Raw genomic sequence first — 13,485 nt, 5'->3', positions numbered from 1 at the left:
CGAATGGAAGCCAACCTGACGCCGTTGCCGCCGCGCGACGCGATTGCCGCGCTATTCGCGCGCGGTCAGCGGCTCGATCCTGAGTTTTCATGGCTCGACACTTGGCAGGAAGCACATGCCCGAGCCTTTACCGTGGCGAAGTCGGCCGGCTTCGACATTCTCGATGACATCTACCAGTCGCTGCTGAAGGCCCTGTCGGAGGGCAAGACCTTCCGGCAATTCGCGACCGAGCTGACGCCGCTGCTCCAGGCGAAAGGTTGGTGGGGCCAGCAGCCCGCTTTCGATCCACTATCCGGCGAGACACGTTGGTCGCAGCTCGGCAGCACCAGGCGCCTGACGACCATCTTCGACGTCAACATGCGCGTCAGCTACGCCGCCGGCCACTGGTCCTCATTCGAGCGCAACAAGGCGACGCGGCCATTTCTTCGCTACGTGCACCTGGAGGACCAGGAGCATCCACGCCCCCTTCATGCGCTCTGGCACAACACCGTCCTGCCTGTCGACCATCCTTGGTGGAACACGCATGCCTGCCCGAACGGCTGGAATTGCCACTGCACGCTGCAGGCCCTCTCGCAGCGCGACATCGACCGGCTGCAGCGCGAGGGCGAAAAGCTCAAGTTCAAGCCGGTGGCGGGCGGCGAGACCGCCTACGTCAACAAGCGAACCGGCGAGACGACGATGGTGCCTGAAGGCATCGATCCGGGCTGGGCTTACAATCCTGGCAAGGCGGGCTTCTCGATAATCGAGAAAGCGACGACCGACAAAATAGCGGGCGGCTTCCAGCCGTCAGGCTAGATCCTTCGCAGGCCGCAACACCCAACCATAAGCGTCGTAAACCTTCGCGAGCGCGTTGACGTAGGCCGGATCGGGCTCGGCGTCGACGAGCGACAATATCTCGCGGCCAAGCCGCGTAACCTCTTCCCCGCTTCCTAGGTTGCACTGGCCCGGCCTTCGGCTGTACTCGAGGGGCGGCACCATGCTGCCGAAGCTCTTCATGCTCCTTAGAACGAAGGACCTACCGCCGATCTTCAGGGCGACCTGATCATCCTCGACGCGAGCAAATGCTTCGTGTGCGAGACCAGACTCATAGTAAAAGCCGATAGCGCCCAAATGCGGTGTTGCAAGACCCTCGGTGTAGTCAGCCAGCTGTCTGCCAGGCATTTTTACGTCTTCAGGTGTAGGATGTGGTGCCCCTCTGATTAGGCAAGTCTTCTGTGGGATGTTGGTCGGCACGCCGATTGCAGTGTCGTAGTGGCATACGCATTTCGCGAGGCTCGCTATTAGATTGGCCTCGGCCCCGCTTAGTGTGCTCAGAAAATCAAGCGTACGGGCGGCAAAGCTGACTTCACCCTTAACCTGCCTGGCGAGGACGCGTCCCCAGATAGCTCGCATCTCGTCGGATCTGACTTCGCCTGCTAACCTCCAGAACCTGTCAACCCACTCGGGTTCTGGCTGTGTGGGCTCCAACTCCTCCCTGCCGTCGGCAATGCGTTTGAAATCTTCAACGGCTTCGATTGCAACTGCCTCGCGCGCCTCTTGATGTCGCATGGCATCAACGGCCAAGCGAGCTGTTGTTCGTTCTGCAAGGCTCACCTCTCCGGCCGTAATCTGGAGGCCGTGTTTGTTGAGTGCAGCCGCCCAATCCTCGACATTGGAAATCTCGGCCCGATTTTCACGCTGACGCTGCCAAGGACCGAGCGCTTTACCTATGCCTCTTTCAATGGCGCCTACAAGGACACCAGCTCCCTTGCCGAACCCCAAAACGTCCGTGATAGAACCCGAGATACTCACCGGTCGATTTTCGTCTTCGCTCACTTTTCACCTCCGCCACAGCGCGCACTGTCAGACCCGCTCGGCTATCCCTACCCGAAAATTCGCCTCGTGGCGCCGTAGACCCGTTCAAAACCGATTTTAAGGCCTATCCAACCCCGATCGAGGCAATTGCGAAAACGGATTTTTTGACAGCTTGCCGGTCGGTCCCCTCTCGGCTACCGTTCAGCTGCGAATTCGGCGGCCGGACCTGTCAGCACCAGTCCCGCCAGTTCGATCCCCAGGCATCGACCACCGCCCGCCATGGCGGGCATGATTTGACGGCATCGGCCGGGCCAATGTCCGGCGATGCACAACGCACTTGCCGCCCTCCTTTCGGCCGCCCTGGTCGCTTCCCACTCGACGGCGCTGACCGCTGTCGACGCGGAAGGTGATATCTGGCTGCAGCTGGTGCCGGCCGGCACGTTCACCGGGCGCAATGGGCAAGGTCCATGGACCACCGGCGACAAGGCGTCGATGGAACAGATCGCCGCCAACACGCGGCAGCTCGCCGGCTCGACCGAACCTGTCATCGACTATGATCACCAGGCCATCTTCAGCGCGGTGCCTGGCGTCGGCGGTACAGCCAAGGCCGCCGGCTGGATCAAGGAGCTGAAGGTCCAGGACGACGGCATCTATGGCCGTGTCGAATGGACGGCGGCGGCGGCGATCGCGATCAAGCGGAAAGAGTACCGCTATCTCTCGCCCGTCTTCTTCCACGAGAAATCCACCGGCCGGGTGCTCGCCATCCGCATGGCCGGCCTGACGAACACGCCGAACCTCGACCTGGTCGCGGTCGCGGCGAGTGCACTTTTCAACTCAAACGAAAATGGAGCCAGCATGGATAAGATCCTTGCCGCCCTTGGTCTTGCCAAAGGCACCAATGAAGACGGCGTCGTTGCCGCCATCAACGCCCACCTGACCAGCAGCACGGCGATCGCCAAGGCTGCCGGCCTCACCGAAACGGCTAAGTCGGAAGAGATCCTGGCGGCGGTCAACACCATCGTCGCCGATCGCACCAAGTTCGCCCAGGCCGCCGGCCTGGCGGCAACGGCGAAGGCCGACGAGATCGTCACGGCCGTCCAGTCAGCGATCGCCGGCAAGGTCGACCCGACCAAGTTCGTTCCGATCGCGGCGGTGACCGACCTGCAAACCCGGCTCAACACGCTGGAAGGCACGGTCAGCAACGACAAGGCCGAGGAAGCCGTCAATAGCGCCATGAAGGCCGGCAAACTGATCCCGGCGCTGAAGGATTGGGGCCTGAACCTTTTCAAGGCCGATCCCACCAAGTTCCAGGAGTTCGTCGGCTCGGCGCCGGTCCTCACCTCGCCGCAGCTCCAGACCCCGAAGAAGGATGGCGAGGCCGCCGAGCTCACCGAGGCTCAGCTCGCAGTCTGCTCCGCGATGGGCATTACCGCCGACGACTTCAAGAAAACCCTGAAGGCCGAGGCCAAGGCCTAGGCCACGCGCTGATCTGATCAACCGGGGCGGCGTCCCCACCTGAAGGAACCTGATTTCATGACCGCTCTTTCCCAGGACCGCAACACTTCCCAGCTCGCTGGCACCATTCTGTCGCTCGGCCTGGCGGCCGCGACGCTGATCTACAGCGGCTCGATCGTCATGCGCAACGCCACCGGCTACGCCACCAAGGGCCAGACGGCTCTCGGCCTGGCCGGTGTTGGCATCGCCAACCACCGCGTCGACAATTCCGATGGCGCGGCCGGCGACCTGAGCATCGATGTCGCCCAGGGCGTCTTCAAGGTGGCGAACTCGGCGTCGACCGACGCCATCACGATCGCCGACATCGGCAAGCCCTGCTACGCGGTCGACGACCAGACGGTTGCGAAGACCAACGGGCTGACGGCAGGCGTTCCGACCAGGTCGGCGGCCGGCATCATCGTCGGCGTCGAGGCCAGCGGGGTCCACGTCCTCTTCAACGAGGCGATCCTGCGCGCCGTGCTGGCGGGCCATCGCAGCTTCGTTCCGCTCCGGGTCGCTACGCTGGTCGGGTCCGGTGTCTACCGCGTGCTGTCGCCCGTCGCCGGCAAGATCGTCAACATCGGTTCGGTGATCGAGGGCGTGCTGACCACCGGCGACGCGACGCTGACGGCGAAGATCGGCGGCGTTGCAGTCACCACCGGGGTCATCACCATCACCCAGGCGGGGTCGGCTGCTGGTGACAAGGACTTCGCCCAGCCCACGGCCGCAAACACCGTCGTTGTCGGAGACGAGCTGTCGCTGACTGTCGGCGGCACGAACGCCACGGCCAGCGTCGCCAACACCTTCTTCGAAATCGAGCGCGCCTAGTCGCGCGCTCCACCAACCCCACAAGGATCTGACCCTATGCTCGTGAATGCAGCCAACCTCGACGCCCTCCGCGTCGGCTTCTCGACCGCCTTCCAGGCCGGCCTTGGCCAGGCGCCCAGCCAGTGGACGCGTATCGCCACCAAGTTCATGTCTTCGACCGGCTCGAACAAATATGGCTGGCTCGGGGATTTGCCCGGCATGCGCGAATGGATCGGCCCGCGCCAGATCCACGGTCTCAAGCAGTATGACTACGAGATCAAGAACAAGCCCTATGAAGAGACGATCGGCGTTGATCGCGACGACGTCGAGGATGACAACCTCGGCATCTATGCGCCGCGTTTCACCGCCATGGGCCGGGCGGTCGCCTCCAGCAAGGACGTGCTCGTCTTCGCGGCTCTCAAGGCCGGCTTCGCGACCCTGTGCTACGACGGCCAGAACTTCTTCGACACCGATCATGTGGTGCTCGATGAAAACGGCGCTGACACTTCCGTCGCCAATACCGATGGTGGCGGCGGAACGCCCTGGTTCCTGATCGACAGCAAGCAGCCGATCAACCCGCTGATCCTGCAGATCCGCAAGGAGGCGCAGTTCGTCAGCAAGGACGCGCCGACCGACGACAATGTCTTCATGAACAAGCAGTTCCTCTACGGAGCGGACGGCCGCTGGGCGGTCGGGTTCGGCTTCTGGCAGTGGTGCTGGGGCTCCAAGCAGCCGCTCACCGCCGCGAACTACGCCATCGCCCGCGCCGCGCTCGGCTCGATGAAGGGCGACTACGGCCGGCCGATCGGCGTCTCACCCGACCTTCTGATCGTGCCGCCGTCGCTCGAAAGCGCCGGCCTCAAGATCGTCAACAACGAGCTGGGCGCCAACGGCGAGACCAACGAGTGGAAGGGCACCGCCGAGCTGCTCAAGGTTCCGTGGCTGGCCTGATCGGCTCGCCGAATTCGCCCCTGCTGGCATCTCCCACGGTGCCGGCAGGGTTTTTGAAAAGCAGCCGCCGGGCTCCTTTTCAAAGACCCCAAGACGAGGATTGAACAATGGCGAAAGCGTTGCGCGCGGCGAAGGCCAAAGCTCCCAAGATGGAAGCAGCCGCACAGGAAACATCCGGCCCGGAAGTGGCGCCAGCTGCACAAGGCCAGGATGCCCCGTCGTCGGGGGCGGCGACGGGGACCGATACCAGCGAGAAGGCGGACGACCAGGGCGGGGCCGGCGATACGGCCGGCTCCGCAGGTTCGCTGGCGCTGGATGAGGCGCTCGATGCGCTTGGCAGCCAAGGCGAGCACCTGGACACGGAAGCCGAGTTCCGCGCCCGGTTTCCCCGCATGTCGGCCGAACTCGATGCTTGGAAGGCCGAGAACGGAGACCAGCTGCCGGCCGGCCTCCGCATCCGCTCCAAGGTCGACGGCTTCAGGCGCGCCGGCATTGCCCACTCCAAGGCGCCGGTCGAGCATCAGATCGGCGCGTTCAAAGGCCCCGAGCAGCTGGAGGCCCTGTTCGCCGAACCCAACCTGGTCGTGGAGCTGATCTGACCGTGCTCGTCGTCCTGCCCATCTGGCTCGTGCCGCTGTCGCTGACGGTCCTGATCTGGGCCGGCGCGATCTTTTGGCCGACTGCACAGGACGGCGTGTCCTATCAGCTGCGCGCCCTCGTTTTGGCGCTGGTTCGCTTTTCGGCCGCCTCTGCCGCCACGCTCCTGGTCTGGCTCGCCTACTTCATCTGGCTTTTCGTGGCAGGTGACGTGTGAGCTATGCCGTCAAACAGGACCTAGTCGACCGTTTCGGCGCCACCGAGCTGATCCAGCTCACAGACCGGACAAACGTACCGCCGACGACGATCGACGATATCGTGGTCGGCCGGGCGCTGGCCGATGCGGACGGTGTGATCGACGGCTATATCGGCAAGCAATATGCACTTCCGCTCTCGGTGGTGCCGCCGGTTCTGGTCAAGATCGCGGCGGATCTCGCTCGCTACTTCCTGCACGGCGAGGCAGCTGACAAGGACAGCATCGTCACCCGCAATTATAATGCAGCGATCGCCTGGCTGAAAGACGTCGCCAAGGGCCTGGTCACGATCGACGACGGCGGCGAGATCCCCGAACAAGCCGGCGGCGGTGCCATCAAGACCAGTGCGCCGAACCGCGTCTTCACCCGCCACAGCCTGAGGGGCATGTGATGGCGGCCAAGGGCATTCAGCTCCGCGTGGTCGACGAGCAGGTGCTCGCCACCCTCGATCGCATCGAGCGCGTTGCCACGGCGCCCAGGACCATCATGGAAGCGATCGCCGCCTACCTGGTGCCTGCGGTCCAGCGGCATTTCGAGACCGAGACCGGTCCGGATGGCAAATGGCCGCGCCTCAGCCCGCGCACCGCCGCCAAGCGCATTGGCCGCAGCCAGCGCGGCTACGGACACATGCTCCGCGTCAAGAACCGGCTCTATAGCTCGATCACGGGCGAAGCGACCGACAACACCGCAGCGGTCGGGACCAACGTCGCCTATGCCGCCGCGCAGTTCCTCGGCGCCACGATCCAGATGCCTGCCCGCGAGCAGGACATCCACCTCGGCAAGACCAATCGCGGCCGCCGCTTCGTAAAGGCTTCGGCGAAGCGCAAGGAAACGATGCGGGTCACGATCGGGGCGCACACCATCACTATCCCGGCCCGCCAGGCGCTCTACCTCAACGACGCCGATCGCGCCGAGATCCTGCATGTCGCCGAGGACGCGTTCCGAGCCGAGGCCGACGATGCTTCCGGAGCGCGGCCATGACGATCGCGGCCGAGATCATAGAGCGCCTCGGCGCCATCAGCCCCCAAGTCTTCCGGATGATCGAGGGCGCTGCGGCCTACGCTTCCCTGACCGGCGAGCCCAAGGCCATGCCGGCGGCATACGTGCTGATCGAGGAAGAACAGAGCAGCGAAAACGAGCGCATGACGGGCAAGGTGCTGCAGCGCACCGAGGCCGATATCGCCGTGGTCATCGCTACCCGCAACGTCGCGGACGGTACGGGCGGAGCGGCGGCCGGCGATATCGAGGAGTTGAAGGCCAAGGTCCGCTCCGCGCTGATCGGCTTCGTTCCGACAGGCAATCCCGCTGGCGATCCCGTCGAGCACATCTCCGGGAACCTTCTGCGGATGAAATCCGGCGTCGTCTGGCAGCGCGAGCTGTTCGGTGCCGCCTACTACCAAGAGGAGCAACCATGAAAGCCTATAAGCCTCGCCCGGCCGGCCGACACATTCGCAGCACGCCGGACGGCAAGCTCACCCGAGACGGCGACTTCACCAATCACGACGCAACCGCCGCGCCGCCTGCCGCTGAGCAGGAGGACAAAACCCCCGCCGCTGAGACGGGAGCGACGCCTCCCAAGAAAGGCAAATAGCCATGGCAAAGTTCTACCGAAAGCTCGCCGTCCTGGCCAAGATCGAAACCGTCTACGGCACCGACGCCGTGCCGACCGGCGTGGCCAATGCCATTCAGCTGAACAACGCGACGATCACGCCGCTTGCCGGCGACCAGGCGTCGCGCGACCTGATGCTGCCCTATCTTGGCCAGCAAGGCGTCATCCTGGTCGGCACCTATGCGCAGATGTCAGGCCAGGTCGAGATTGCCGGCGCCGGAGCCGCTGGCGACGTGCCCGGCTACGGTGTGCTGCTGAGGGCCTGCGGCCTGGCCGAGACGGTCACCGCCGCCACCGACGTCCAGTATGATCCGATCTCTGCCGCGTTCGAGGCGGTCACTCTGTATTTCAACCACGACGGCCGGCGGCACATCCTGCTCGGTGCGCGCGGCAACGTGTCGATCGACCTGACACCCAAGCAGATCCCGCACTTCACGTTCACCTTTACGGGCATGCTCGGCACGATCGCCGACAGCGCCTTGCCTTCGGTGGACTACACCGCTTTCCAGATCCCAGTGCCAGTCAACAAGGCCAACACCACGCTTTCGCTGCACGGCATCTCGTCGATCGCGGAGAGCCTGCAGCTCGACCTCGCCAACCAGGTGGAGCCGCGCTTCCTGATCGGCGACGAGAACATCCAGCTGGTCGACCGCAACCCGAGCGGCACCGCCGTGGTCGAGGCCCAGGCGCTCGGCACGGTCAACTGGTTCTCCATCGCCCAGGCTCAGACGCGCGGCGTGCTGGCGGCGCAGCACGGCACCGTCGCCGGCAACATCGTCAAGTTCGGCGCGCCGGCCGTCTCGATCGGGCGGCCGACCGAAGGGCAGACCCAGAAGATCATCAACTTCTCGCTGCCGCTCATGCTGAACACCGATGCCGGCGACGACGAGCTGAAAATCACCGTGATGTAAGGCGCGGCGGCTTCGGCCGCCGCCTCTTTTCAACGCCCCCTAAAAGCCCCTTTTGAAAGGCCCTGAAATGAAGTTCAAGATCATCGACGAGCACATCTACTGGTGGCCGGTCGAGGTGCAGATCCCCGAGCCCGACAAGCCCGGCAAAACCGTCACGCAGTCGTTCACGATGCAGTTCAAGGCGCTGGGCGCGGATGCCGGCATGGCCTTGCTCAAGGAGATCGAGGCACTGGCGACGCCCGAGGAGCGCCAGGCGCGCCAACACGACGAGCTTGTGCGGGTTTGCCAGAACTGGCGCGATGTGACCGACGAAAAGGGCGAGGAAGTCCCCTTCAGCGCCGAAGCCCTGAAAGCCTGCCTGCAGTTCTCCTGGTTCAGCCGGGGCCTCTACAAGGCCTATTGGCGGTCGCTGGCGCCCGACGAGGCACGAAAGGGAAACTGAGGGCGGCCGCGCGGGAATGGGCGTTCGCCCGCGCCGGCCGCAGTGACCCTCAGCTACCCACGAAGATCGACAGCGACCTGGTCGCGCAGTGGGCCCAGCTCGGCGTGACGGTCGAGGCAGATGATGACGATGAGGCAATCGCCGTGTGGCGGATCAACTGGCAATCGGTGATGGCATTCCTCCGCTGCGAAACGCAATGGCGCGCCGTGCCGGTTGCCGTTGGCGATGGCAGCCGCCTGATCTGGATCGGCATCGACTATGCCTCGGCCAAACCGGTCTATGCCCGCCGCAATCGCGGCGAGGAACGCCGTCTGTTTGACGACATTTGCGTGATGGAACACGCGGCGCTGGAAGCCATGGGCGAGATCGACCAATGAGCCTGAACCTCGCCCTGGTCATCTCGGGTGAAGCGTCGGGCGCCAGGGCGGCGACCGACCAGACCACGGCCGGTGTCAAGGCCTTGGGCGTCGAGGCCGCCCGCACGCAGAGCGCCATCACTGCCGCGAACGACCAGGCAGTCGCCTCGTCGCGCCGGGCCACGGAAGCTCTCGCCGCCCAAGCCGCCGCCGAACGGAACCTTCGCGCCTCGATCGACCAGCGGCTCAGTATCGGCGCCAACGTGGCGCAGATCGGTGCTCCCTTTGCCAACAACAACAACCGTTCCGCCGACATAGAGGCTTATGGCCGCTCGCTCGACGCGCTGCGCGCCCGCTACAATCCGCTGTTCGCTGCCTCGAAACAGTACGAGACCGAACTCGACGACTTGAATGCTGCTCACCGGCTGGGTGCGATCACCAGCCAGGAGCACCAGGTGGCGCTCGACGGGCTGAACACCCGATATACGGTGCTGGCTCGCCAATCGCTGCAAACGGCGGGCGGGCTGGGTGCAGTGGGCGGCGCGGCTCGCCTGACGTCCAACCAACTGCTCAACCTCTCCCGTCAAGGCAACGACGTCATCACCATGTTTGCCCTCGGCGCACCGCCGATGATGATCTTCGCCTCTCAGGCGGGCCAGATCTACGATGCACTTGAAAGCGGCCCGAAAGGTCTGCGGGGCTCGCTGGCCGGGATCGCCTCCGGCGTCAAGTCGACCGCGACCAGCCTGATCAGTGGCGCTGCCGCCTTCGTCAGCTTCTCCAATCCGGTCGGCCTGGTGGCAACGGGCATTATCGCCGGCACGGCGGCGCTGCTCACCTATTCGGCCGCTAGCCGCCAGAATATTCGCTCGATCGATGACATCCTGAAGGATCACCAGGCCAACATCAAAGGTCTGAAGGATGCCTATGGGGAAGCCGCGGACGGCGCGATCGCCTATGCCAAGGCGGCTGCAAACGAAGGCCGTACCGGCATTGCCTTGCCGATCGCCAGCACCGTTGGCGATTTGAAACTCTCGCTGGCCGCTGCGGCCCAAGAGGCGGCGAAGGGCGTTCTCGCCAATGACAACAGCCAAGCCGGCGGCTCCCAGTTCGGCCCGACCGTGCTCTCTAAGTTCAAGGACTTCGCAGACGCCATCGAATATCTGCGGTCAACCAGTGCAAGAGGCGCACCTGACATCCTTGGTTTCCGCAAGATGGTCACGGAGCGTTGGGAGCTGGACCCGACCAATCAGGAACTGTTGAGGCAGGCACAAGCGCTGCATTCACTGACCGACGAAGCGGCGAAAGCGGCATTGGCATTGCCAGGCGCGCAAGCGGCCTTGGAAAGGCTTCTAGCCAGAGGCCGCCCAACCGTAGCCGACGAGCAAGGACGGCTGGACTACGGTGATCAGAACGCCGCCAACCTCACCTGGCTACAGCGCCAGAATGAAGCAGCACTCGGCCGCATCGGCGCTCGGTCGCCGCAGGAGCTGGCCGACGCAGCGCGCGCGGCCGAGGCCGCTAGGCCGTCCGCCAGTGGCGAGAGCGCGGCTGTTCGGCAATACCGCGTTGACGCAGCCGGCGCTCTTGCCTTGGCGCAGGCGCAAAACCAGCTCGCCGAGGCGCAGCGGCAGAGATCGTTGTCGCTCGACCGTACCTTGCTTTCAGCGCGCCAGGACATCGGCCTGATCGGGCAAACCACGGCGGCAACCGAAGCGCTCCGCCTGGAAAACCAGCTGCTGGCTCAGGTGCAGGAAGAAGCCGCGCGGAACCACGTAGCCGTCGACAAGGCCGAGATCGACAGTATCCATCAGAAGGCGATCGAATACGGCAAGCTGCGGGCGATCCAGGAAGCCCTGGCAACCATCCACTCGCAGGTTCAGGATATCGAGCTGCAGCGTGCCGAGCTGGGCTTGATCGGGCAGAACACACTCGCGCATGATCGCGCCATCGCCAGTTTTAAGGCCGAGCAGCAAATTCGTCAGCTTGGTATCCCGCTCTATGGCGCCGAGGCCGAGGCGATCCGCAAGAACACCGCCGAACTGTCATCATTGGCCGAAGCATCGGCCAAGGCGAGACTGGCGCGCGACCTCCAGTTTGAGCGTGAGCAAATGTTCCGTTCGCCCACGGAGCAGAATGTCGCCTCGACGATGCAGAGCGCCGGGCTCGACTACGACCCCAACTCGCTGATCGCCCAGCAGATCCGCTACAACGAGCAGCTGAAGACAACCAAGGCGGCCTGGGAGGACATCTTCTCGACCGTCAATGACGGCATCGACGGGATCAGCGATGCACTTTTCAGCGGCGGTTCGATCACCGATGCTCTGAAGAAGGCCGGCCAACAACTCGCCAAGACGATGTTCGACATGGCCGTCACGAACCCGCTCAAGAATTGGCTGACCGGGGGCAACTTCAACACGATCGCGGACCTCGGCATCTTCGGCAACGGGGCGACCAGTGGCAAAGGGGGTGGCTTTGGCGGTGTCCTGGGCCAGATGCTCGGCGCCCAGAAGGCTGTGGCGTCGATGCAGGTGCAGGCCGCCAGCGTGTTCATCAATGGTTCGCCCCTCGGCGGGATCCCTGGCCTCGGCGGCGTGCCAGGCGCGGCAAACGACAATGGCGGCATCTTTAGTTGGTTCAAGAGCCTGTTCGGTGGCGGTGTCAGCAAGCCCTTCCAGGCCGACACGACGCTTTCCGATCTCCTCGGCGCCGGCAGCGGTCCCAACACCGCCGCGAGCGCAGCCAAACTGCTGAGCAGGCTGGGCTCGCCGTTGGGCGCCCTGTCCGGTAGCGCATCGTCATCCCTCACAGGCAGCATGGCGTCCTATGCCAGCGCTATCAAGATGATCGAAAGCGCTGGAAGCGGCGGCTATTCTGCGTTGGGTCCGCTGCTGAAGAACGGCAACCAAGCGCTCGGTGCCTACCAGGTCATGAAGAGCAATCTGCCGTCCTGGTCGACCGAAGCCTTTGGCAGCCCAATGTCGCCAACGCAGTTCCTAGGCAACTCAGCTGCGCAGGATGCGGTGTTCGAGCAGCAATTCGGTAAACTGCTCTCCAAATACGGCAACCCTCAGGATGCCGCCTCAGCCTGGTTTACGGGTGGGCCCCTTTCTGCCGGCGCCGGCAAAATGGACGTGCTCGGCACCACAGGTTCGGTCTACGTCGACAAGTTCAACGCGGCCCTCGGTCAGGCGACGCAGAATGTCGGCCAACTCGGCGGTGCTTCGACCGGCGCGCTATCGAACCTGGTGTCATCCACGAGCCAGGCTGCCGGTGGTCTCAATGCTCTCGGCAGCGGTGCCGGCAAGCTTGGGAGCATGCTCAACCAGTTTCCTGCCGCGCCTGGCGGTGGTGGCGGCGGCGGTGGCGGCGGCTGGCTCGGCAGCCTCTTCGGGAGCCTGTTCGGCGGTGGCGCAAGCGTTTCGTCGATGAACGCAATCTCCCCGATGGCGACAGCCGACATCCTTTCCGGGTCGTGGGGTCTGTTTGCGAACGGAGCGGCCTTCAGGCGTGGCAACGTCGTTCCATTTGCCAAAGGCGACGTGTTCTCGTCACCGACCTACTTCCCGATGTCAGCCGGGCGGACTGGTATGCTGGGTGAGGACGGCGACGAGGCGATCATGCCACTGCGGCGCGGGCCGGACGGCCGGCTTGGCGTCGTCAACCACCAGCCGCTGCGGGCGCCCAGGGCGGCCAACGCCAACAATGGAGCGGGCGGCTCCTCCGGCGGGCTGACGGCCGGTCATATTCAGGCGATCGTCGGCGCTATTTCGGACAAGCTGAAGCTCAACGCCAACATCATCAATCTGCAAGACGGCAGCGACATCAAGCGGTGGATGATGTCCGAGGACGGCCACGCCACGGTCGCCGTTGTCAACAAGCGGCTCGGAGGCTAGCAGGCATGTCCTTCCTCAACTCACTCGTCCTCGACAACGGCCTCTCGGTCATCGTTGCCAACGGCAACCGGCTGCACATCTGCTCGTCGGAGCCGGCCGACTACGCCGCCACTGTCGCAGCATCGCTCGGCACCAAGAATACGCCGGTGATCAGCGCGCTAGCAGCACGGTCTCCCTCAGGCCGCAAGGTCACCGTTTCGGCGATCGGCGACGGCGCCTGCAGTGCGAATGGGAACGCGTCGCATTGGGCCTTGGTCGACACAGTGAACACGCGTCTCCTCGCAACCAAGGCACTTGACGCCGTCCTGGCCGTCAACAACGGCGACACTTTCACCCTGCCGGCATTCGACATCGGCATTCCCGGTCCGGCGTGA

16 protein-coding genes are annotated in these 13,485 nt (G+C 64.4%); 15 read left to right on the top strand and 1 reads right to left on the bottom strand.

The features are described 5' to 3' along the window. Positions 1-3: 3 nt before the first annotated feature. The gene (locus O7A60_RS18375) at positions 4-795 is read left to right on the top strand and encodes a phage head morphogenesis protein (protein ID WP_337107444.1); all 792 of its coding nucleotides are present in this window, start codon (positions 4-6) and stop codon (positions 793-795) included. Here O7A60_RS18375 and O7A60_RS18370 read toward each other — a convergent pair. Continuing rightward, on the bottom strand, positions 787-1,815 hold the full coding sequence (locus O7A60_RS18370) for a DUF2806 domain-containing protein (protein ID WP_337107443.1): 1,029 nt from the start codon (positions 1,813-1,815) through the stop codon (positions 787-789). The genes O7A60_RS18375 and O7A60_RS18370 overlap by 9 nt on opposite strands. Before the next feature lie 303 nt (positions 1,816-2,118). Here O7A60_RS18370 and O7A60_RS18365 point away from each other — a divergent pair, with 303 nt between their 5' ends. From O7A60_RS18365 to O7A60_RS18300, 14 genes are all read left to right on the top strand, one after another. Then, on the top strand, positions 2,119-3,270 hold the full coding sequence (locus O7A60_RS18365) for a phage protease (RefSeq protein ID WP_337107442.1): 1,152 nt from the start codon (positions 2,119-2,121) through the stop codon (positions 3,268-3,270). Between the two features lie 57 nt (positions 3,271-3,327). Then, positions 3,328-4,116 (top strand): hypothetical protein, encoded by a 789-nt coding sequence (locus tag O7A60_RS18360; protein ID WP_337107441.1) that lies wholly within the window; start codon positions 3,328-3,330, stop codon positions 4,114-4,116. 36 nt (positions 4,117-4,152) lie between these two features. Continuing rightward, complete coding sequence (locus O7A60_RS18355; RefSeq protein ID WP_337107440.1) at positions 4,153-5,046, top strand: Mu-like prophage major head subunit gpT family protein; 894 nt, start codon at positions 4,153-4,155, stop codon at positions 5,044-5,046. Between the two features lie 107 nt (positions 5,047-5,153). After that, complete coding sequence (locus O7A60_RS18350) at positions 5,154-5,645, top strand: HI1506-related protein (RefSeq protein ID WP_337107439.1); 492 nt, start codon at positions 5,154-5,156, stop codon at positions 5,643-5,645. Between the two features lie 2 nt (positions 5,646-5,647). After that, a complete protein-coding gene (locus tag O7A60_RS18345; RefSeq protein WP_337107438.1) occupies positions 5,648-5,860 on the top strand; it encodes a hypothetical protein in 213 nt (70 codons plus the stop codon). Further along, a complete protein-coding gene (locus tag O7A60_RS18340; RefSeq protein ID WP_337107437.1) occupies positions 5,857-6,288 on the top strand; it encodes a gp436 family protein in 432 nt (143 codons plus the stop codon). The genes O7A60_RS18345 and O7A60_RS18340 overlap by 4 nt, the downstream gene beginning before the upstream one ends. Beyond that, complete coding sequence (locus O7A60_RS18335) at positions 6,288-6,878, top strand: phage virion morphogenesis family protein (RefSeq protein ID WP_337107436.1); 591 nt, start codon at positions 6,288-6,290, stop codon at positions 6,876-6,878. Before O7A60_RS18340 ends, O7A60_RS18335 begins: the two co-directional genes overlap by 1 nt. After that, complete coding sequence (locus tag O7A60_RS18330) at positions 6,875-7,312, top strand: phage tail terminator protein (RefSeq protein WP_337107435.1); 438 nt, start codon at positions 6,875-6,877, stop codon at positions 7,310-7,312. The genes O7A60_RS18335 and O7A60_RS18330 overlap by 4 nt, the downstream gene beginning before the upstream one ends. After that, entirely contained in the window at positions 7,309-7,488 is a 180-nt protein-coding gene (locus O7A60_RS18325; protein WP_337107434.1) for a hypothetical protein, read from the top strand. Before O7A60_RS18330 ends, O7A60_RS18325 begins: the two co-directional genes overlap by 4 nt. A 2-nt stretch (positions 7,489-7,490) precedes the next feature. Next, positions 7,491-8,417 (top strand): phage tail tube protein, encoded by a 927-nt coding sequence (locus O7A60_RS18320; protein WP_337107433.1) that lies wholly within the window; start codon positions 7,491-7,493, stop codon positions 8,415-8,417. 67 nt (positions 8,418-8,484) lie between these two features. Beyond that, complete coding sequence (locus O7A60_RS18315; protein WP_337107432.1) at positions 8,485-8,859, top strand: hypothetical protein; 375 nt, start codon at positions 8,485-8,487, stop codon at positions 8,857-8,859. Further along, positions 8,817-9,236 carry a DUF1799 domain-containing protein gene (locus tag O7A60_RS18310; RefSeq protein ID WP_337107431.1) on the top strand — a complete coding sequence of 140 codons (420 nt, stop codon included), beginning with the start codon at positions 8,817-8,819 and terminating at the stop codon, positions 9,234-9,236. Before O7A60_RS18315 ends, O7A60_RS18310 begins: the two co-directional genes overlap by 43 nt. Positions 9,237-9,670: 434 nt before the next feature. Then, on the top strand, positions 9,671-13,111 hold the full coding sequence (locus O7A60_RS18305) for a phage tail length tape measure family protein (protein WP_337107430.1): 3,441 nt from the start codon (positions 9,671-9,673) through the stop codon (positions 13,109-13,111). 5 nt (positions 13,112-13,116) lie between these two features. After that, positions 13,117-13,485, top strand: a complete 369-nt coding sequence (locus tag O7A60_RS18300) for a hypothetical protein (protein ID WP_337107429.1) — start codon at positions 13,117-13,119, stop codon at positions 13,483-13,485.

The sequence above is a fragment of the Mesorhizobium salmacidum (SeqCode) genome, from assembly GCF_037179605.1.
Lineage (GTDB): Bacteria > Pseudomonadota > Alphaproteobacteria > Rhizobiales > Rhizobiaceae > Mesorhizobium > Mesorhizobium salmacidum.
The sequence above is the reverse complement of the archived record's forward strand: the minus strand, read 5'-3'. Positions and strand labels throughout refer to the sequence as shown.

Coding starts and splice junctions, on each gene's coding strand:
- O7A60_RS18375 (WP_337107444.1), top strand. CDS start 4: ATGGAAGCCAACCTGACGCCGTTGCCGCCGCGCGACGCGATTGCCGCG.
- O7A60_RS18365 (WP_337107442.1), top strand. CDS start 2,119: ATGCACAACGCACTTGCCGCCCTCCTTTCGGCCGCCCTGGTCGCTTCC.
- O7A60_RS18360 (WP_337107441.1), top strand. CDS start 3,328: ATGACCGCTCTTTCCCAGGACCGCAACACTTCCCAGCTCGCTGGCACC.
- O7A60_RS18355 (WP_337107440.1), top strand. CDS start 4,153: ATGCTCGTGAATGCAGCCAACCTCGACGCCCTCCGCGTCGGCTTCTCG.
- O7A60_RS18350 (WP_337107439.1), top strand. CDS start 5,154: ATGGCGAAAGCGTTGCGCGCGGCGAAGGCCAAAGCTCCCAAGATGGAA.
- O7A60_RS18335 (WP_337107436.1), top strand. CDS start 6,288: ATGGCGGCCAAGGGCATTCAGCTCCGCGTGGTCGACGAGCAGGTGCTC.
- O7A60_RS18330 (WP_337107435.1), top strand. CDS start 6,875: ATGACGATCGCGGCCGAGATCATAGAGCGCCTCGGCGCCATCAGCCCC.
- O7A60_RS18325 (WP_337107434.1), top strand. CDS start 7,309: ATGAAAGCCTATAAGCCTCGCCCGGCCGGCCGACACATTCGCAGCACG.
- O7A60_RS18320 (WP_337107433.1), top strand. CDS start 7,491: ATGGCAAAGTTCTACCGAAAGCTCGCCGTCCTGGCCAAGATCGAAACC.
- O7A60_RS18315 (WP_337107432.1), top strand. CDS start 8,485: ATGAAGTTCAAGATCATCGACGAGCACATCTACTGGTGGCCGGTCGAG.
- O7A60_RS18300 (WP_337107429.1), top strand. CDS start 13,117: ATGTCCTTCCTCAACTCACTCGTCCTCGACAACGGCCTCTCGGTCATC.